Below are 18,568 nucleotides of genomic sequence, written 5' to 3'. Positions count from 1 at the left end.
AGTCCAATGCTGCGCCTCCCGACTTAATCTACGTCGGTGAATGTTCACCATGGAGCTCACCTGGGTCTGTGGCCCTGATAGCTTCGACGTGGAGGGGTTTCATTTCCTTGTCCACGAGATGGCCGAGCCGAGGGGAGGCCTGACCTGGATTCGCGACTAGCTTGGCAGTCGTCGCGACATCATTCAAGGACCGACACGTCATCGATTGGACCGGCGGAACACTTAATTGGACAAGAACGGGTGCGGATGCCGGCGGCTTCTTTGTCGCTGAATTCCACCGCGACGGACATAGGCGAGCATCTCCTGAAGTTGGGCTCGGGTTCTTGTGAAACCGGCGTCAGGATTCGCAGACAAGAACGCCAATGACAAGAAGGCTTTTTCGGCCCTGACCAGTTCGAGGCCCGAGGCGTCCTCGTCAATCGTGTTCCCGTGGTGAGCATTGAACGCAAAGACGGCCGGAGCGACCCCGCATTCGGGGTGTCGCGCCGGCCGTCAGTGGTTGAACAGTGAAGCAGCGTCCGCACTAGCTAACTACGAGTCTTTCCGCTCAGTGCTGACTGCGGCGACGGGTGGACATGAACAGGCCGACAAGTCCCAACGCAAGCAGCAGCCCGCCGCCTGTAATCAGTAACTTGGCGGACGATCCTGTGGTGGCCAAGTCATCCTTGTTCGACTGTGAAGTTGAACCATTCGTCAGGACCGCAACAGGGTTCGTCGTTGGGTTCTGTGTCGGATCCTTCATGGGGTCCGTTGTCGGATCTGTCGCGGCGTCCGTTGCCGGATCAGTGGCTGGTTCCGTCGCGGGATCAGTAGCAGCGTCTGTTGTCGGATCAGTGGCTGGTTCCGTTGAGGGAGTTGGACCGGCGTTGACCGTCACGACAACCTCGGCCCGAGCCGACAATCCGTTCCCATCGAAAAATTCGTAGTTAACCGGGGCCGTAACGCCCGTGAACTCAGGCAGCGGAGTAAATGTGACAACACCCGTGGCAGTATCAACACTCCAGGTACCCTCTCCCGGAACAACAAGGCTCTCCATCCGGTCCCCACTGATCGGATCAAGGAAGCGAACCGTTGTGGGGTCGATATCTCCTGAACCCTTGGTGTCATTACCGAGTACAGGAATGTCCACAGCTACACCAGGATTAGTCGTCTCTTCATTATTTTCAGCAACCGGAGGCATGCAACCCTCCAGCGGATCGTTGTTGGTGCCCACATTGGCGGCAGGGATTGGCACCATGCCGTTTCCGATGTCCCAGCGAAGATTCGCGGAGGATCCTTCGATTTGGTCCTGCATGTAGAGGCGGATGCCCCGAATGTTGGAGCACCTGTCCCCGACGTCAGTACTCACGTTCACGGAGACCTGCAAACCGACAGTTGAATTGCGAGCCGTTTCAGCTTCGCCAACGAAGGCGAGATTGGCGAAGGTCCGGTCTGGGGAGGCCATGAACGCGAGATATTCGGCCCGCGAGGTGTTATCTCGGCCTAGGTTGCTGGCCTCAAACGTGATCTGTCCACTGGCCGTGGCGGGGAATCTGACGTAGCCCTCCATGATGTACCACTCGGCTGTGGTCCGTGAGATGCCGCCCACCCCGCAGGTGGCCGGGGCGATGTCTGTAACCAAGGCATCAGCGACTTCACATTTGGTGGGAGCGGCCGGCGACCAAGGGCCTCCAACAACTGGAAGGTCAGGCTGGTTGTTAGCATCGACTCCGCTGAAAATGGATGCGAGGAGGTTATCCGTTGAATGCGTTCGCTCGTTGCACGTCAGGTCCCTGGCAGCGACTGAGCTCACGCCGATGTTCTGCACAGCCTCGGTGATGCCGACGCTGGTGCCGCAGTTGGCGACAGGGGTGCCTGTACCTTCAAGTATCGCCTGCCTATTGGCTGTCTCACTCGGGTACCAGTGGTCCGCGATATCCGCGCATTGGGTTCTTAGATTCGGAGCGATGACGTTTGTGAATCCGCAAGCAACACTGGTTGCACGAACGGTCAATTTCCCATCTGCGGCTGCGGCTGCGGGTTGACTGTTGATGAATATCAACGAAGCCGCTGCTAGGAGTAGAACCAGAAAGACGGCACCGACCCGTTCGAATCTCTTAATAAGATGTGCTCGTGGTGGGCCAAAGCCCTTGTCTGTTTTTCCCTGCATCTGTAGCAAAATGGCGCACGTATCCTGGCAGCTGGTTATTCTCGTGGTTTGGGCAAAAAAATGGCCCAAAAATATCTGAACCTATAATGTAACACAATGAAAAAGAATAATTTGACACAAAGCAGCTAAGTATGGGTAGGCCAGTTTGAATGCCTTGAGTATCATTCCGGCCACGCTGCCGGAATGGCAATACCCTGACCTGCGGATGGCGGAACGCCACGCACCTCAGACGCGGGACCCCCCTAGATCTTCAGGGCGCAGCCCTCCGAGCCGCCAGGAATCAACCATGCTCCCACGATTAGTGCAGGCAACTCCACTACTGGGGTGCGACTCCCGCAATACCGCGCCGGCCCCCTGCCTAGTCGCCAACGAGACAAACATGTGCCAACAGTGTCTTTCGGCATCTTGAAACTCATCTCAGTGACAAAAATCGAAAACTAGCCGTAGGGGCAATAATCAACTCTAGATTTGGAATAAAGCTGCGCTTTCGGACAGTGGCAGGCGATGGGGGAGTGGAAAAGTTGCCCAAATTTAGTTTCCAGCCCGAAAGTTTGGAGTTATTTCCTCGTAAGTTCGGCTACCCCGTGATGTGTTTTAGCCGACCGGCCTAAAATAGCGGGGTGATGGAGCTTCAACCTCGGGCCGGGTGGATTACCCACGCTCCAGTAGAGGAAGGAATTTTGCTCCCAGAAATGACTGCAGCACAATCAAAGCACTGACCCGCACCGTGTCGAGGAAAACTCCACCACACCACGAGATGCTAACCTTCCTGGATTTGGGCCGCATCCAGGCCGACCCTGCGTGACGGAACTGCATCCTCACGCAGGTGCTTACTGCACTCCCACGTTGATGTCGTATGTGGCGGACGTTGCCTTGGCGGGCATCCAGCCAGTTTAGGTAAATTGGCCATGTACTCGCGTGCGGCTTTGGGGTCTGATGGAGGTCGAACCCCCTTGCCTTTTCCTTGAAAGGAAGCCCTCATGAGTGATTTCGCTTTCGCCCAGGTCGACGTGTTCTCTAGTTCCGCTTACCTTGGAAATCCCGTGGCCGTTGTACTGGCCGCCGACGGACTGACGGACGAAGCGATGCAGCGGGTGGCCCGCTGGACGAACTTGTCCGAAACCACTTTCATCCTGCAGCCCACAACCCCCGAAGCCGACTACCGCCTGCGTATCTTCACCCCAGGGGGTGAACTGCCATTCGCCGGACATCCAACGCTTGGATCGGCCCACGCCTGGCTGGAGCGGGGCGGAAGTCCGCGATCGGGCGAACACGTCATCCAGGAATGCGCCGCGGGTCTCATCGAGCTACGCCGAAACGGCGACGCTCTCTCCTTCGCGGCCCCTCCGACGCTTCGTTCCGGCCCGGTCGAGGAATCCTATGTCACGGACATCGCCTCCGCATTCGGCATTGACCGCGACCTCATCCTGGACCACCAATGGGTCGACAATGGCCCAGGTTGGGCCGTCGTGCGACTCGCCACGGCAGCGGAGGTCCTCGCCCTGGAACCCGATCTGTCCCGGATACCCGAGGCGATGATTGGTGTGCTTGGCGCTTGTCCCGAAGGTTCAGAGCATGCGTTTGAGCTGCGCACCTTCGCACCCGGAGTCGGCGTCGCCGAGGACCCTGTATGCGGCAGCATGAACGCCAGCGTGGGCCAGTGGCTTACCTCCACGGAAACCGAACCCACCTCCTACCGGGTATCGCAGGGTGCACGCGTCGGACGTGCCGGCAACATCGAGGTCAGTACCGACGCCAACGGCAAAGTCTGGGTCGGCGGATCCACCATCACGTGCATCCGAGGCACCATTACTCTGTAAGGACAAGCACGGGCGAGGCCACCCCTTGGTCTTCGGTGGTCAGGCGGCAGGCAGATGTCATTGGCCTCGGCATGCCGCCTTTGGTCTCAAAAAATGGGGTCTTGCCCGAACGACGTTTCAGAGAGGGCGTGCCCAACGAGGTTCTGACGGGGAATCCGTGGGGTCGCACGAGGTCCACTGAGAAGGTGACTACGCAGATGGAGGGGGCTCCTCGTCGGGAGGGCCATTGTTGAAGCGTCCGTCGCGGCGGTTCTGGGTTGCTGACGGATTGTCTCCAGACTGCTCTTCCGAAGGGAAAGCGGCCGCTTCTTTGTCGACCGACGTCTGGGACCTTGAGCGCAGATGGTGCAGAAGCAATTCCTGACCCGGCAGAATGGGGCCTGTAAACAGCCCGGTTCAGTCGGTCACCGTGCGCACCACCCGTGCAGGGGAGCCCACGACAACGGCTCCTGCCGGCACATCTTTCGTGACGACGGAGGCGGCCGCAACCACTGCATCATCCCCGATGTGCACACCCGGAAGGATGGTGGCGTTGGAGCCGATCCACACGTTGCGGCCGATTGTCACGGGGGCAGGATGCACGTCGGCTCGGCGGCTCGGCGCGAGGTCGTGGTTCAGTGTTGCGATCACCACGTTGTGCCCGATGAGGGTGTCATCGCCGATGGTCACCCCGCCCTGGTCCTGAACCTTGCAACCTGAGTTGATGAAGATCCGTTTCCCAAGAATGATGTTCTTTCCGAAGTCGGAATTGAAGGGCGGGAAGAGCGTCACGGATTCGTCAACCGGCCTGCCCGTCAGCCGGGCCAGCAGCTCCCGAACCCGCGCCGGTTCCTGGTATCCGCCATTTAGCTCCCCCGTAATGCGAAGGGCTTCTTGGCTGACGCGGTGCATGACCTCATGCAACGGCGAGTCCCCAGCGATGGTGCGGCCGGCATTCAAAGCCTCAAGCAGGTCGTCAAGTTCCATGATGTCCTTTCAACCAGATGCGGGCACCTCCCGCTCGCTGGCCTTGGCTTTCAGCGTACCGCCCGGCCACCAAGTGTTTCGTAGGCAAGATTCAGGGGCCGAGTGCGGTTGAGGGATCCAACCGCTTCATTTCAAACTCATTGATTGGGACCGGAAATTCCGACCGTTTAGTACCTGTCATTGTTCGTACCTGCCATGTGGAAAACGCTGCAGTGCGTGCTCTTTGGCAAGCAAAAGCGGCCGGTGACCTTCAAAAAAGAAGGTCACCGGCCGCCGTCGTACTAGGGCGTGAAAAGCTAGACTTACTTGCCGCGTCGCAGGGCCAGGTCAACAATGTTGGTGCCCGCAGCGAGCATGACTGAGGAACCCAGCATGTGGAAGCCAACCAGCAGGGCGGGGATGCCGGTGAAGTACTGCCAGTAGCCAATGAAGCCTTGGAGCAGGACGCCCAGGAAGAGCAGGATGGCGGCCTGGCGCAGGATGTCGCCCTTGCCGCGGCGCCACAGCAGGACTAGCAGCAGAAGCGAAACGGCCACCAGAACGTACACGGGGACCACATGGATGCGGGTCACCAGGTAGCCGTCAAGTTCGATCCTGGGGGAGGAAGAGTCGCCGGAGTGCGGTCCGGCTCCCGTGACAAGCGTGCCCAGAATTACTGCCAGGTACGTGGCGATTGCGGCAACGACGCTGAGCCGGCGAATCAGGGGGCGGGGACGCTCGGCGTCGGACGGTGCGCTCATGCCGGTGCGCCCATAGGTTCGGTTGACCAGCAGCATGGAAACCACCACTAGTGCGGCCGAGACCAGGAAGTGCAGGCTCACCACATAGGGGTTCAGTCCGGAAAGCACGGTGATGCCGCCCAGGACGGCCTGGGCCGGGATGCTGGCCAGCAGGCCAAAGGCCAGCCAGAACAGGTCCTTGCGTTCCTTGCGCAGATTCCACAGCATGACCAGCATGGCCAAAGCGATCGCGGCCAGCAGGAAGGTCAGTGTCCTGTTGCCGAATTCGATGACACCGTGAATGCCCATGGCGGGGGTGTTGGTGATGGATTCGGCGGTGCACTTGGGCCACGTGGGGCAGCCCAGGCCCGAACCGGTCAGGCGCACCACGCCACCGGAAACAATCAGAACGCCCTGGCCAACCAGCGAGGCAATAGACAGCCGCCGCAGGGCCGGGGTGATGCTGGTGGGCAGGCGATCGGCAAAGGATCGCTTGGCGGTGGTGGGAGGTGTCACGTCATTCACATCTTTCAATTCCATTTGAACCACTTAACGGCCGCAAGCGAACAAAGTGCCGCCCAGACCAGCAGGATGACCATTGCAAAAATATCGAGCCGGCTCTCCAGGAGCGCCCCCCGCATCAAATTTCCCAGCGCGCCGGAGGGCAGCCACTGGACAAAGTCGGCCATCGACGTCGAGAACTTGCCGGCTGGCAGGACAATGCCACCCAGCGCGGCAAACAGGATCCAACCGAGGTTGGTGATGGCGAGCGTCGCCTCGGGGCGCACGGTCCCGGCAATCAACAGGCCCAGCGCTGTGAAGGTGATCGCCCCCAAAATCAGCAGGGGAATCCCCAGCAGCACACCGGCAACCGGCGGGCGCCAGCCCAGAAACGCGGCAACCGTGGAGATGATGACCACCTGGAGAGCCAGCGCCACAAGCACGGCAATGACCTTGCCGGCAATGAGGCCACCCTTGCCCAGCGGTGTTGTGGACAGGAACCGCAGCACGCCGTAGCGCCTGTCAAAACCCGTGGCAATGCCTTGGCCTGTGAACGCCGTGGACAACGCACACAAGGCAAGGATGCCCGGTGCTGCCATCTCGACGCGGCTGTACCCCATGCCGTCCAGCAGGGGAGTGGCTGTCAAGGCAATGAGGCCCAGCAGCGGCATGACAACCATCAGGACCAGTTGTTCACCGTTGCGCAGCATGGTGGCCGCCTCATAGCGGCCCTGGCTGATGACACGGCGCAGGCGTGTCGCCGGACGTGTGGTCCTCTCGCCAGCGAAAAGTGAGGGTGTACTCATGAGAGCTCCGATTCTGCTTCTGCGCGGCTTGATTCCGTGTTGCCTGTGGTGCTGGCTGATCCACTGGCCGATGCCTCACTGGAGGGCGACGCTGCGGCTGACACGGCCAGGAAGACATCCTCAAGTGACTGGGAGGCCAGGTGCACCGAGGTGGGCATGGCGTTCGAAGCGGCACACCATTGGCCAAAAGCCGCCATGTCGGCGGGTGTGAAGGACCCAGACAGGCTGTACGCGCCGGGGCGGGTTTCCGAGCAGATCAGGCCACTGTGTTGCAAGCCAGTTGTGTCCAGGCCCGGCACCGTCTCAAACGTCATGGTGCGGTGCTTTTGCGCTGCCGTCGACTGACTCAGCAGCTGCGCCACAGTGCCCTCGGCGACAGACTCGCCGTGGTTGACAATGTAGACATAGTCGGCAAGTCGCTGCGCGTCGTCGAGCAGGTGGGTGGTCAGGATGATGGCCTTGCCGCTGTCACGCAATTCGCGGATCAGCTCAAAGACCATCAGGCGCGACTGCGGGTCCAGCCCTGCACTGGGTTCATCCAGGAACAATACCTCGGGGTTTCCCAACAGGCTCGCGGCCAGGGCAACGCGCTGCTTCTGGCCGCCGGAGAGCCGCCTAATGGTGGTGTTGGAGAATTCTGCAATCCCCAACCGGTCCACCAGGGCATCCACGCTCAGCGGATTTTCATACAAGCTGGCCACGTGCCGCAACAGGGCAATGGGCCGCGCCGATGGGGGGAGTCCGCCGTCCTGAAGCATGACACCCACGCGGGAACGCAGCACCGCGTCAGCGTTCTCGGGGTCCTGGCCCAGCAGGGAAACGGACCCGCCGGTGCGGTTTTGCAGGCCTTGGGCGCATTCAATCGTGGTGGTTTTTCCGGCGCCATTGGCTCCGAGCAGCGCTGTGACCTGGCCAAAATGGGCCCGGAGACTAATATTGGAGACGATTCTTTTCATCCGGCCGTCAAGGGCCGTGATGGGACCAACGTCTTTTATGAGCCCCTCGATGATCAGGGCAGGTTCGGGTGAGAGAGGCTGTGGCACCCGCCCATTCTACGCGAGGTAGTAGGGCGCGACGGCGGACCCCTCACCAGCGCTGCGTGGGTAGGCTCACCTTAGTGGATGTCGCGGGCTAATTACGGCATACTTGTCTTGTCTAATGTTGTGTGTTATTTCGATTGTGTGTGAGGTGTGAATGAGTCAGCAAATTGATACCGGGACATTGTCCAGTGTGGAGCCTGATGAACGTACCCGAGACCGCGTCTTAACTGCCGTACTCAAGCAAGGACCTGTCAGTGCAGCCCAGTTGGGCACGCTGCTGGGGCTGACGCCTGCTGCCGTGCGCCGACATTTGGACTCCTTGACCCGTGAAGGCTTGATCGAGATCAAGCTCATCAGCAACGCCAAGTCCGGTGCTGGCAGGCCGGCGCGCAGATATGTTGTCTCCAAGCGAGGGCAGACCGAAATTGGCGATGACTACCTGGAAATTGCCACCCTGGCGCTGCGGCAGATCGCCGACACCCGGGGCGAGGAAGGCATTGTTGAATTTGCGCAACGCCGCTTTGCCATGATGGAAGCCAAATACCAGCCGTTGGTTGATGCCGCCGGCGACGATGTTGCGGCCCGCTCCAAGGCTCTTGCCGAGGCGCTGAACGCCGATCGTTTTGTGGCCACGTCAAACTCCCTCAACGCCGGTTCCGCCATGGCTGCCGAGCAGCTGTGCCAGGGCCATTGCCCCATCCAGGAACTAGCCACCTCCTTTCCCGAATTTTGCGACGCCGAGACAAAGATATTCTCCCGACTGATCGGCGTCGATGTGCGCAGGCTCTCCACCATGGCAAGTGGCGGACATGTTTGCACCACCCATGTACCCACGGGACGCGCAGTAGTTCGCAAGTTGGGGCCCACGCCCACAACAAGCCAACGTGTCCCGAGCTCCGTTTCCAACCATCAGCAAGAAAGGCCGTGATGACGGATCAATTAGCGCAGGATGTGAGCGCCAACGGTGACGTGGCAGATGCCACCAACCACGACATCCTCGAAAGAAACCCCGAGCTGGAGGGCCTGGGCAACTATGCCTTCGGCTGGTCCGACAAAAACGCGGCCAGCGACAACGCACGTCGCGGTTTGAGCGAAGAGGTCGTCCGCGACATCTCCGCGAAAAAGAACGAGCCGCAGTGGATGCTGGACATGCGCCTGAAGGGCTTGAAGTACTTCGACCGCAAGCCCATGCCCACCTGGGGTGCAGACCTCTCCGGCATTGACTTCGATAACATCAAGTACTTTGTGCGCTCCACCGAGAAGCAGGCCACCACGTGGGAAGAATTGCCGGATGACATCCGCAACACCTACGAGAAGCTGGGCATCCCGGAAGCTGAGCGCAACCGCTTGGTTGGTGGCGTAACTGCCCAGTACGAATCTGAGGTGGTGTACCACCAGATTCGTGAGGACTTGGAAGAGAAGGGTGTCATCTTCACCGACACCGACACCGGTCTGCGCGAATACCCGGAGATCTTCCAGGAATACTTCGCCACCATGATCCCTGTGGGCGACAACAAGTTTGCGTCACTGAACACGGCCGTCTGGTCCGGCGGTTCCTTCGTGTACGTCCCCCCGGGCGTCCACGTGGACATCCCGCTGCAGGCGTACTTCCGCATCAACACCGAGAACATGGGCCAGTTTGAGCGCACGCTCATCATCGCCGATGAAGGCAGCTACGTTCACTACATTGAAGGTTGCACAGCCCCGATCTACACCTCGGACTCCCTGCACTCGGCCGTTGTGGAAATTGTGGTGAAGAAGAACGCCCGCGTTCGCTACACCACCATCCAGAACTGGTCCAACAACGTGTACAACCTGGTGACCAAGCGCGCCATTGCACACGAAGGCGCCACCATGGAGTGGGTCGATGGCAACATCGGTTCCAAGGTCACCATGAAGTACCCGGCCGTCTACCTTGTGGGCGAGCACGCCAAGGGTGAGACCCTGTCGGTGGCATTCGCCGGCGAGGGCCAGCACCAGGACACGGGCTCGAAGATGGTTCACATTGCGCCCAACACGCAGTCCTCCATCATCTCCAAGTCCGTTGCCCGCGGTGGCGGACGCGCGGCCTACCGCGGTTTGGTCCAGATCCGTGAAGGCGCAACGCACTCGGCCAACACCGTGCGCTGTGACGCCCTCCTGGTGGACAACATTTCCCGCTCCGACACGTACCCGTACGTGGACGTTCGTGAAGACGATGTCTCCATGGGCCACGAGGCAACAGTGTCCAAGGTCAGCGAAGAGCAGCTGTTCTACCTGCAGTCCCGCGGCATGCCCGAGGACGAGGCCATGGCCATGATTGTGCGCGGCTTCATCGAGCCGATCGCCAAGGAACTTCCCATGGAATACGCACTTGAACTGAACCGCCTGATCGAACTGCAGATGGAAGGGGCCGTCGGTTAAATGACCGAGCTCACAGAAGAAAAGACAACAGGCGGCAAGACTTGGTCGCAGGGATTCATCAAGGGCATGAATGAGGAAGGCGAACAGCTTTCCGAGATCAACCCTGAAACCGGCCCGCTGGGCGGCAGCGCTGCCAAGGCGCACAGCCATGGCGGCGACAGCCACGGCGGCGGCGTTGGCGTTCCCGACAGCTCCCGCGCAGGCCGTCTGACCTCTTACAAGATGGCAGACTTCCCGCTCATCACCGGCCGTGAAGAAGAATGGCGTTTCACCCCGCTCAAGCGCATGCGCGGCCTTGACCGTGTTGGTGTCAAGGGTCAGGAACTCTCCGGCCCGGCACCCGTCGTTGAGGTCTCCAAGCCCGACGGCGTCACGGTTGAGACCGTGGGGCGCGACGACTCACGCATCGGCAAGGCAGGCATCCCCGAGGACCGTGTGGCAGCTGCCGCATGGGAGAACTTCACCGAAGCCACAGTTGTCACGCTGCCGGCAGAATTTGTTGGCAACGCTGAGAACGTCACCACCTTAACCCTCACCGGCCAGGGCGACGTTCCGGCTGCAGCCCACATTGTGGTGCACGCCAAGAAGTTCGCCACCGGCGTTGTGGTCCTTGACCACCGCGGCAGTGCAGTTCTCTCCGAGAACATTGAGATTTTGGTTGAGGACGGTGCCAACCTGACGGTTGTCAGCATCCAGGATTGGAACGACGACACCGTGCACGCCAGTGCCCAGCACATTTTGGTGGGCCGCGACGCGAAAGTTAAGCACGTCGTCGTCAACCTTGGTGGCAACTTGCTGCGCACCACCCCTGCCGCCCGCTACAGCGGCACCGGTGCCGAGGTTGAAATGTACGGACTGTACTTTGCCGACGCCGGCCAGCACCTGGAACAGCGCTTGTTCGTGGATCACTCCACCAAGAACTGCAAGTCCCGCGTCACCTACAAGGGTGCACTGCAGGGCGACGGGGCACACGCTGTGTGGATTGGCGATGTCCTGATCCGCAAGCAGGCCGAAGGCACCGACACCTACGAGATGAACCGCAACCTGATCCTGACCCAGGGTGCGCGTGCCGACTCGGTGCCCAACCTGGAAATCGAGACGGGCATGATCGAAGGCGCCGGACACGCAAGTGCCACCGGCCGTTTCGATGACGAGCAATTGTTCTACCTGCAGGCTCGCGGCATTGCAGAAGATGTGGCCCGCCGTTTGGTGGTTCGTGGTTTCTTGAATGAAGTCATCCAGCACATCAAGGTTCCTGCCCTCGAAGAGCGTTTGCGCGATGCCGTGGAACGCGAATTGGCGGCGACACCACAGTGAGTGATTCCTCCACGCCTGCCGGCGTCATTGTCTGCCAAGACAGCGATGTTCAGGTCAAGTCATCCTTGCTCGTCGAGGTTGATGATTTCCCCATCGCGATTGTGCGGGACTCCTACGGAGACCTTCACGCTATTGGAGATACCTGCTCCCATGCAGAGATTTCCCTGAGCGAGGGCGACGTGGAGGACGGCACCATTGAATGCTGGGCGCACGGCAGCTCGTTCGATCTGAAATCAGGCGAACCGCTGACCCTGCCCGCATTTGAGCCGGTGCCCGTCTTTGCCTTGAGCATTCATGGCAGCGACGTCTATGTGGACGTCACCAACATTCTTAACGGCGTCAGCGCGCAGTAGCGCCGCGGCCCGCACACACAAATTTTTAGGAGAAAATAGAGTATGTCGACTCTGGAAATCAAGGACCTGCACGTCAGCATTGAGACCGAGCAGGGCGTCAAGCCCATCCTCAAGGGTGTCAGCCTGACCATCAACACCGGGGAAACCCACGCCATCATGGGCCCCAACGGCTCCGGCAAATCCACCCTCGCGGCCACCATTGCCGGCCACCCCCGCTACACAGTGGACAGCGGCTCCATCACCCTGGACGGCGAAAACGTCCTGGAGATGACAGTCGACCAGCGTGCACGCGCCGGCCTGTTCCTGGCCATGCAGTACCCCGTGGAAATCCCCGGAGTCACCATGACCAACTTCCTGCGCACCGCCAAGACTGCCATTGACGGCGAAGCCCCCAAGCTGCGCACCTGGACCAAGGACGTCAAGGCTGCCATGGCGCAGTTGCGCATCGAGCCTGAGTTTGCTGAGCGCAACGTCAACGAAGGCTTCTCCGGTGGCGAGAAGAAGCGCCACGAAATCCTCCAGCTGGAACTGCTCAAGCCCAAGTTCGCCATCCTGGACGAGACCGACTCCGGCCTGGACGTTGACGCGCTGAAGGTTGTCTCCGAAGGCGTCAACCGTTCCATCGAAGACGGCGGGCTGGGCACCTTGCTCATCACCCACTACACACGCATCCTGCGCTACATCAAGCCGCAGTTTGTGCACGTGTTCGTTGACGGCAGCATTGCCGAACAGGGCGGCCCGGAACTTGCCGACCGCTTGGAAGACGAAGGTTACGACCGCTACCAGGTTGCAGAGTCGGCAACGGCCTAACCGCCACGCCACTCTCTATATTGCCAAGAAGGTAATCATGACTGACATCAGCGAAACAAGCGCAGCGATTGTTGCTGGGCAAACCAACCTCGAAGACGTTGAGGAAGCCCTCAGGGACGTCATTGACCCGGAACTCGGCGTCAACATCGTGGACCTGGGCCTGCTCTACGGCTTGCGCTACGGCGACGACGGTGCCTTGCTGTTGGACATGACGCTGACCACAGCGGCGTGCCCCCTGCAGGACGTCATCGAGGAGCAGGTGGAGGCCTCCCTGGGTCCCATCGTTGACGAATGGCGCATCAACTGGGTGTGGATGCCGCCGTGGGGTCCCGAGCGGATCACAGACGACGGCCGCGACCAGATGCGGGCCCTCGGCTTCAACATCTAGTAGGCAGCAAGCGCACCTTCGCGCTGATCTGGTGCCCGCCCGTCCCCAGCTGCTCCCTCCACTCGCAAGCTCGCAGTGGGGCCCGCGCAGCTGTGGGCCCATCGCGGACGCCCGGAGCCGCTCCCGGCACGCACATCAGCGCCTCGGCGCACATGCTGCTTGCGCAAAGAACCGCCGTTGTCCTGGCATTTGCCCGGACGACGGCGGTTCTTTCGTTTCGGTTGGTGGCTACACCTTGGGGACTGAGAAGGTGTCGCAGGCGGCCATGTCGGCGCTTTGGTAGCCGGTGTACAACCACTTTTGACGTTGGGCGCTGGAGCCGTGACTCCAGGACTCCGGATTGGTGCGGCCCGTGGCTGCCTGCTGGATTCGGTCGTCACCCACCGAGGAGGCCGCCGAGAGGGCGTCGTTGAGGTCCTGCTGCGTCAATGCTTTAAGGAAAGGCAGCGTGGAGCCCGGCGCCGGCTGTGTTGAGGCGTAGCGCATCCACACACCCGCATAGCAATCGGCCTGCAGTTCGGTTCGCACAGCTGCGGATTGGGCGCCCGTGGCGCCCTGATTGCCCTTGTCAATGGTGCCGGTGATGTTCTGGACATGGTGGCCAAACTCGTGCGCCACAACGTACTCCTGCGCCAGTGGCCCGCCGGAGGAGCCAAACTGTTCCTCCAGCTGGGCAAAGAAGTCGGGATCGAAGTACGCCTTGTTGTCCCCGGGGCAGTAGAACGGCCCCACGGCCGAGGTGGCAGAACCACAGGCAGTGCTGACGCTGCCGGTGAAGATCACTGTTTTCGGCACTGAGTACTTGATGTTGTACTGGGCCAGATACCCGGGCCAGAAGCTGTTGAGCGAGTTGGCCGTGCCCAGGATCCGGCAGTCCAGGCGTTCATTGGCGTCCTGGCCGGTTTGGCAGCTTTCCAAGCCGCTGGCACCGCTCTGCTCAATGGCCGGCTGGGTGCCCGTGTCGCCCAACAAACCCGAGAGCAAGTCAGGGTTGATGCCCAGGAGTGCGCCAATCAGCACCACGATTCCACCACCGAGCCCCAGCCCCACCTTGCCGCCGCGCCCCATGCCCGTGCGGCCCCTGCGGTCCTCAGCCTGCGACGGGTCCAGTCGGGCACCTTCATTAAAAGTCATGGCAACAGCTTAACCTCGGCTGGTTGAGCTGTGCGGCAATTTTCCGGACAGTGTTTCGCTAGCATGTAGTCAATGCCATTCATTGACCAGCTCCAGCGCTGGGCCCGCACCGCGGGCCAGAACGCCGCCGTGGTGGTGGGGGAGCATCGGCTCACCTTCGCCCAGCTCCTTGCCGCCGCCACGTCCACCGCCGCCACGTCCACCCCCGCCGCAGCGGAGCTTGTGGAAGTCATTGACGAGCCAACCAGCACAGCCTTGGCCGCCAGATTCTGTGCAGCCGTCTACTCAGGCAAGGTGGCCATGGTGATCGACGCCCAAGGGTCACCCGACCTTCGGCACCGGCTACGCGATGCTGCACTGGACTGGGCCAACGGGGCCGACCATGGGGGATCAGCGGAGCCACCATTTTTGCTGGGACTGTCCTCAGGCACCAGCGGACTGCCTAAGGCGTTCACCCGCAGCAGCGCATCATGGCAAGAATCCATGGGCCGCAGTGTCGAGTTCTTCGAGGTCACAGAACGGACCGTCACCTTGGCTCCGGGACCCCTGGCCGCCAGTATGAATCTTTATGCCTTGGGCGAGTCCATCTATGCAGGGTCCACTTTTGTGGCGCTGCCGCACTTCAGCACCGCGGCAGCATTGGCGGCCATGGCAGAGCACAACGTCAACAGGCTGGTTCTGGTGCCGACAGTTCTGGAGCTACTGGCCGGCGCCGGGTTGCGCACACAACAGTCTGGCCAGCAACTGGCCTCAATCGTGTGCGCCGGCTCGGCACTCTCGGCAGGCGCCTTGGCCTTGGCCCGTGAATGGGCGCCCAACGCAGCCATCCACCAGTACTACGGTGCCGCCGAGTTGGGTTTTGTGGCCGCGTCCGGCGTCGACCGTACCGGGACGCCCGCCATGCCGGAAACCAGTGTGGGTACCGCATTTCCGGGCGTTCAGATCAGCATCCGTGATGGCCACGGGAAACGTGTGGACCGCGGCGTGGAGGGGACCATTTACGTCAAGAGCCCCTATGTTTGCAGCGGCTACGCCTGGGGCGACGACGGACTTGCCTTCAGCTCACTCGCAGCCAATGCGCCGTGGCGCCAAGACGGCCAGGATCGAGTCGAATCGGAACTGGGAGTCGAATCGGATGCGCGGGAGTGGTTTACGGTTCACGATCAGGGACGCCTTGACAACGCCGGACGGTTGCACGTGCTGGGCCGGGCCAGCGACATGATCATCACGGCAGGGGCGAACGTCTATCCCCACGCGGTGGAGGCAGCCCTCGCAGCCGCCGCGGCGGCCTCCTTCGACGGCCGGCACGTCAGCGTTTTGGTGACAGGGCGGGAGGATCCTTTGCGGGGGCAGCGCCTTGTGGCAGGGCTCTACGCCAGCGAAGGGATTGCAGCGGGCGCGGGGGAACGCAACGCTACCGCGTTGCTGGCCCGCTGCCGTCTCGCTGCTGCCAAACTCCCGGCATCGCACCGGCCAAGCCAGTACTATCTACTGGACGCATTGCCGTTGACGGGCAGCGGAAAGATCAGCCGAGCCATCTTCACACAGTGGCTCAATGAAGGGGACCCCCGTGCACAACGACTCCACTGATCTGGCCCAGGTGACCGGCCACGCCGCGCGGACCACCGCTGTCATTGTTGCCGCCAAGCGCCTGCCCAACGCCAAAGCCGGCGGGGCCTACAAGCACATCAGGGCGCACGACCTTGCCGCTGCGGTGATCAAACCCCTGGTGGCTGACAATGACGTGCTTCCGCAGGACATCAATGACGTCATCCTGGGCAATGCCACGGGCGGCGGCGGGAACATGGCCAGGCTGGCTGCCTTGAGCGCCGGCCTGCCGCACCACGTACCGGGCCTCACGGTGGACCGGCAGTGCGGCTCGGGGCTTGAGGCGATAGTACTGGCCTGCCGACTGGTTCAGGCCGGCGCCGGTGAGCTGTATGTGGCGGGGGGAGTGGAGAGCATCAGCACTGCCCCCGCCCGCGCGCATCGCCATCCCGACGGCACCCTGGAGTTTTATCGGCGGGCGCAGTTTTCCCCGTTAGAACTGGGCGACCCCGATGCCGGTGTGGCGGCAGAGAACGTGGCCACGCACTATGCCATCAGCCGGAGCCGCCAGGACGCGTACGCCCTGGAAAGTCACCGGCGTGCCGTGGCCGCCACCGCGCAAGGGCGCTTCGCTCAGGAACTGGTGCCGTTTGAGTCACTGGCAGCAGATCAAGGGCCCCGCCACAATCTCAACGCTGCGCTGATGGCCAGATTCCCGCCAGTCTTTGTGCCTGGAGGAACGGTGACTGCCGGCAATTCCTGCCCCGACAGTGACGGCGCGGCTGTTGTGGTGGTGACGTCGCTGGCCAAGGCCCGGCGCATGGGCGCCGCTGGACTGCTGTTCCGTGACAGTGCCGTGACGGGCAATGATCCGAACCTGCTGGGCGTGGGGGCCGCCCACTCCACCAGGGAACTCATGGCGCGCACGGGTCTGAGTTCCGCCGCACTGGGCACCAGCCTGATCGAGTTCAACGAGGCTTTCGCAGCCCAGGTCCTGGCCGTTGCCGACCTTTTGGGCCTTGACCCGCAACTCTTCAACCACGACGGCGGGGCGCTGGCTTTGGGGCACCCGTACGGTGCCTCGGGGGCCGTGTCGGTGACGAGGCTGCTGGCCCAGGCGCGCCGAAATGATGAGCCGGGCAGGACTGCCGTGGCCATGATCAGCATGGCAGGCGGGATGGGCATTTCAGCGCAATTCCAGTGGGTAAAACTGTAGCCGCATGCTTGGTGCCGGCGGTCCCATGACTGACCTTCAGGGCCGGGACGCGTCGTCGTCCTCGGGATCACCCAAACCACGGGCGGCCAAGGCTTCCCCCGTGGCGCGGGCATAGCCCACGGTGGCAATCACCACGGGCAGCGAGCGGGCCAAGAGGTTGCGTTCCAAACCGCGGGCGCGGGCGGCGTCGCGCACATCGCCAAAGGCTCCAATGACAAACGGAATGCTCCGCAACATCAGAGCCACTGTGAGAGAGAAACGCTCCGGATCGGCCCCGAACCGTTCCAGCGGCTTGACCACTGCGGCCAGGCCGTCCAGGAGTTCATCCACGGGTGTTGTGGAGGTGAGCACATTTGACGCCAGCACGGTCGCCACGATGGCCGCCATGACCTGCCAGGCCACCCACGGGCCGTGCTGCCACCACTGGTACCCGGCAATCAGGATCAGGAAGATCAGCATGAGCCGGATGGCGCGCCACATCCGATGCCAACCCAGCCCGGCCACAAAGTGGGCCACCATCACCGCCAACAGGGTCAGGGTTGTCACCACTGCCCCCACCCGGGTTGAGATGATGGGCGATCCCAGGGCGAGCACTGCCACGGAAAACAGCAGGGTTGCCTTGAGCCCCAGCCGCATGCGGTGCAGGGGAGAGGAGCCCGGAACGTAGCCGGCCACCAAGTGGGCGTGGCCGCGCACTAGCCTGCCAGCTCCCGGTACGCGGCAACGCCCTGGTGGGGGTCGCCGTCGAACACCAGGGCACCCTGATCCATGACCAGGACCCGCTCAAAAGTGGCAGCCAGCGCCAGATCGTGGGTGGAGAGAATGATCTGTTGGGGCAGTGCTGCCAAGCGTTCCATCAACAACCTGGTGTTGCGCAGGTCCAGGAGGGTGGAGGGCTCATCGAGCACCAGAATGTCCGGGACCACCGCCAATACCGTGGCCAGCGCTGTGAGTTGCCGTTCGCCGCCGGAGAGTTCGTAAATGCTGCTCTGGGCCAGATGCTCCAGGCGGTATTCGCGCAGGATGGCCAGGGCCTGCTCCCGGCGTTCCTTCTTACTCAGCTTCGCCCGGCGCAGGGACAGCTCAATGTCTTCCTGCGGTGTGGGCATCACCAATTGCGAGAGTGGGTCCGTGAAGACAAAGCCAACGCTACGCCGCACGGCAGCAGCCTCGCGGTGGGTGCTGCGGCCGTTGACCTCAACCGTGCCCGTGGTGGGCAGGACGAGGCCATTGATGAGCCGCAAAAACGTTGATTTTCCGGAGCCGTTGGCCCCAATCACGGCAATGCGCTGCTGGGTCAGGGTCAGGGACAGTGGAGCCAGAATGGTTTTTGACTCTTTGATGCGGGGATCGCTGGGGGGAATGCTGACACTGGCCTGGGCCAGTTCAATTCTGCAG

General features: G+C 61.7%; 17 protein-coding genes. 9 read left to right on the top strand and 8 right to left on the bottom strand.

Translation table 11 applies throughout. The annotated features are described in order from the left end of the window. Positions 1–547 precede the first annotated feature (547 nt). Positions 548–1,621 (bottom strand): Ig-like domain-containing protein, encoded by a 1,074-nt coding sequence (locus CVS28_RS19700; RefSeq protein ID WP_165788129.1) that lies wholly within the window; start codon positions 1,619–1,621, stop codon positions 548–550. Positions 1,622–3,129: 1,508 nt separating this feature from the next. Here CVS28_RS19700 and CVS28_RS10610 point away from each other — a divergent pair. Continuing rightward, positions 3,130–3,969 carry a PhzF family phenazine biosynthesis protein gene (locus CVS28_RS10610; RefSeq protein ID WP_103481484.1) on the top strand — a complete coding sequence of 280 codons (840 nt, stop codon included), beginning with the start codon at positions 3,130–3,132 and terminating at the stop codon, positions 3,967–3,969. Positions 3,970–4,365: 396 nt separating this feature from the next. Here CVS28_RS10610 and CVS28_RS10605 read toward each other — a convergent pair whose 3' ends face one another. The 4 genes from CVS28_RS10605 to CVS28_RS10590 form a co-directional block, all read right to left on the bottom strand. Beyond that, positions 4,366–4,935: a DapH/DapD/GlmU-related protein gene (locus CVS28_RS10605; protein ID WP_103481483.1), complete on the bottom strand. Its 570-nt coding sequence runs from the start codon at positions 4,933–4,935 to the stop codon at positions 4,366–4,368. 302 nt (positions 4,936–5,237) lie between these two features. Beyond that, positions 5,238–6,194 (bottom strand): COX15/CtaA family protein, encoded by a 957-nt coding sequence (locus tag CVS28_RS10600; protein ID WP_103481482.1) that lies wholly within the window; start codon positions 6,192–6,194, stop codon positions 5,238–5,240. Further along, a complete protein-coding gene (locus tag CVS28_RS10595) occupies positions 6,185–6,961 on the bottom strand; it encodes an ABC transporter permease (RefSeq protein WP_103481481.1) in 777 nt (258 codons plus the stop codon). Before CVS28_RS10595 ends, CVS28_RS10600 begins: the two co-directional genes overlap by 10 nt. Then, entirely contained in the window at positions 6,958–8,004 is a 1,047-nt protein-coding gene (locus CVS28_RS10590; RefSeq protein WP_243399826.1) for an ABC transporter ATP-binding protein, read from the bottom strand. The genes CVS28_RS10595 and CVS28_RS10590 overlap by 4 nt, the downstream gene beginning before the upstream one ends. 151 nt (positions 8,005–8,155) lie before the next feature. Here CVS28_RS10590 and CVS28_RS10585 point away from each other — a divergent pair, with 151 nt between their 5' ends. Genes CVS28_RS10585 through CVS28_RS10560 form a run of 6 tightly spaced genes read left to right on the top strand, consistent with a single transcriptional unit; the run spans position 8,156 to position 13,272 of the window. Then, the gene (locus CVS28_RS10585) at positions 8,156–8,929 is read left to right on the top strand and encodes a helix-turn-helix transcriptional regulator (protein WP_103465738.1); all 774 of its coding nucleotides are present in this window, start codon (positions 8,156–8,158) and stop codon (positions 8,927–8,929) included. After that, positions 8,929–10,404 (top strand): Fe-S cluster assembly protein SufB, encoded by a 1,476-nt coding sequence (sufB, locus tag CVS28_RS10580; RefSeq protein ID WP_103465737.1) that lies wholly within the window; start codon positions 8,929–8,931, stop codon positions 10,402–10,404. The genes CVS28_RS10585 and sufB overlap by 1 nt, the downstream gene beginning before the upstream one ends. After that, complete coding sequence (gene sufD / locus CVS28_RS10575; protein ID WP_103481480.1) at positions 10,405–11,721, top strand: Fe-S cluster assembly protein SufD; 1,317 nt, start codon at positions 10,405–10,407, stop codon at positions 11,719–11,721. It abuts the gene before it with no gap. After that, positions 11,718–12,074, top strand: coding sequence for a non-heme iron oxygenase ferredoxin subunit (locus tag CVS28_RS10570; protein WP_103465735.1), 357 nt, complete (start codon positions 11,718–11,720; stop codon positions 12,072–12,074). Before sufD ends, CVS28_RS10570 begins: the two co-directional genes overlap by 4 nt. A gap of 42 nt (positions 12,075–12,116) precedes the next feature. Further along, complete coding sequence (gene sufC / locus CVS28_RS10565; RefSeq protein ID WP_103465734.1) at positions 12,117–12,884, top strand: Fe-S cluster assembly ATPase SufC; 768 nt, start codon at positions 12,117–12,119, stop codon at positions 12,882–12,884. Positions 12,885–12,921: 37 nt separating this feature from the next. Further along, a complete protein-coding gene (locus CVS28_RS10560; protein WP_103465733.1) occupies positions 12,922–13,272 on the top strand; it encodes a metal-sulfur cluster assembly factor in 351 nt (116 codons plus the stop codon). Between the two features lie 228 nt (positions 13,273–13,500). Here CVS28_RS10560 and ypfJ read toward each other — a convergent pair whose 3' ends face one another. After that, positions 13,501–14,406 (bottom strand): KPN_02809 family neutral zinc metallopeptidase, encoded by a 906-nt coding sequence (gene ypfJ, locus CVS28_RS10555; RefSeq protein ID WP_103465732.1) that lies wholly within the window; start codon positions 14,404–14,406, stop codon positions 13,501–13,503. 72 nt (positions 14,407–14,478) lie between these two features. On the opposite strand from ypfJ, the gene CVS28_RS10550 reads away from it, so the two are divergent. Both CVS28_RS10550 and CVS28_RS10545 read left to right on the top strand, forming a co-directional pair. Then, positions 14,479–15,996, top strand: a complete 1,518-nt coding sequence (locus CVS28_RS10550) for an AMP-binding protein (protein ID WP_103481479.1) — start codon at positions 14,479–14,481, stop codon at positions 15,994–15,996. Beyond that, complete coding sequence (locus CVS28_RS10545) at positions 15,962–17,170, top strand: thiolase family protein (protein ID WP_103481478.1); 1,209 nt, start codon at positions 15,962–15,964, stop codon at positions 17,168–17,170. The genes CVS28_RS10550 and CVS28_RS10545 overlap by 35 nt, the downstream gene beginning before the upstream one ends. A 36-nt stretch (positions 17,171–17,206) precedes the next feature. Here CVS28_RS10545 and CVS28_RS10540 read toward each other — a convergent pair whose 3' ends face one another. Together CVS28_RS10540 and CVS28_RS10535 are read right to left on the bottom strand one after the other, a co-directional pair. Next, a complete protein-coding gene (locus CVS28_RS10540) occupies positions 17,207–17,866 on the bottom strand; it encodes an energy-coupling factor transporter transmembrane component T family protein (protein ID WP_103481477.1) in 660 nt (219 codons plus the stop codon). Continuing rightward, on the bottom strand, positions 17,866–18,561 hold the full coding sequence (locus CVS28_RS10535) for an energy-coupling factor ABC transporter ATP-binding protein (protein ID WP_103481528.1): 696 nt from the start codon (positions 18,559–18,561) through the stop codon (positions 17,866–17,868). The genes CVS28_RS10540 and CVS28_RS10535 overlap by 1 nt, the downstream gene beginning before the upstream one ends. Positions 18,562–18,568 lie beyond the last annotated feature (7 nt).

Source organism: Arthrobacter glacialis, assembly GCF_002909415.1.
GTDB lineage: Bacteria > Actinomycetota > Actinomycetes > Actinomycetales > Micrococcaceae > Specibacter > Specibacter glacialis.
The sequence above is the reverse complement of the archived record's forward strand: the minus strand, read 5'-3'. Positions and strand labels throughout refer to the sequence as shown.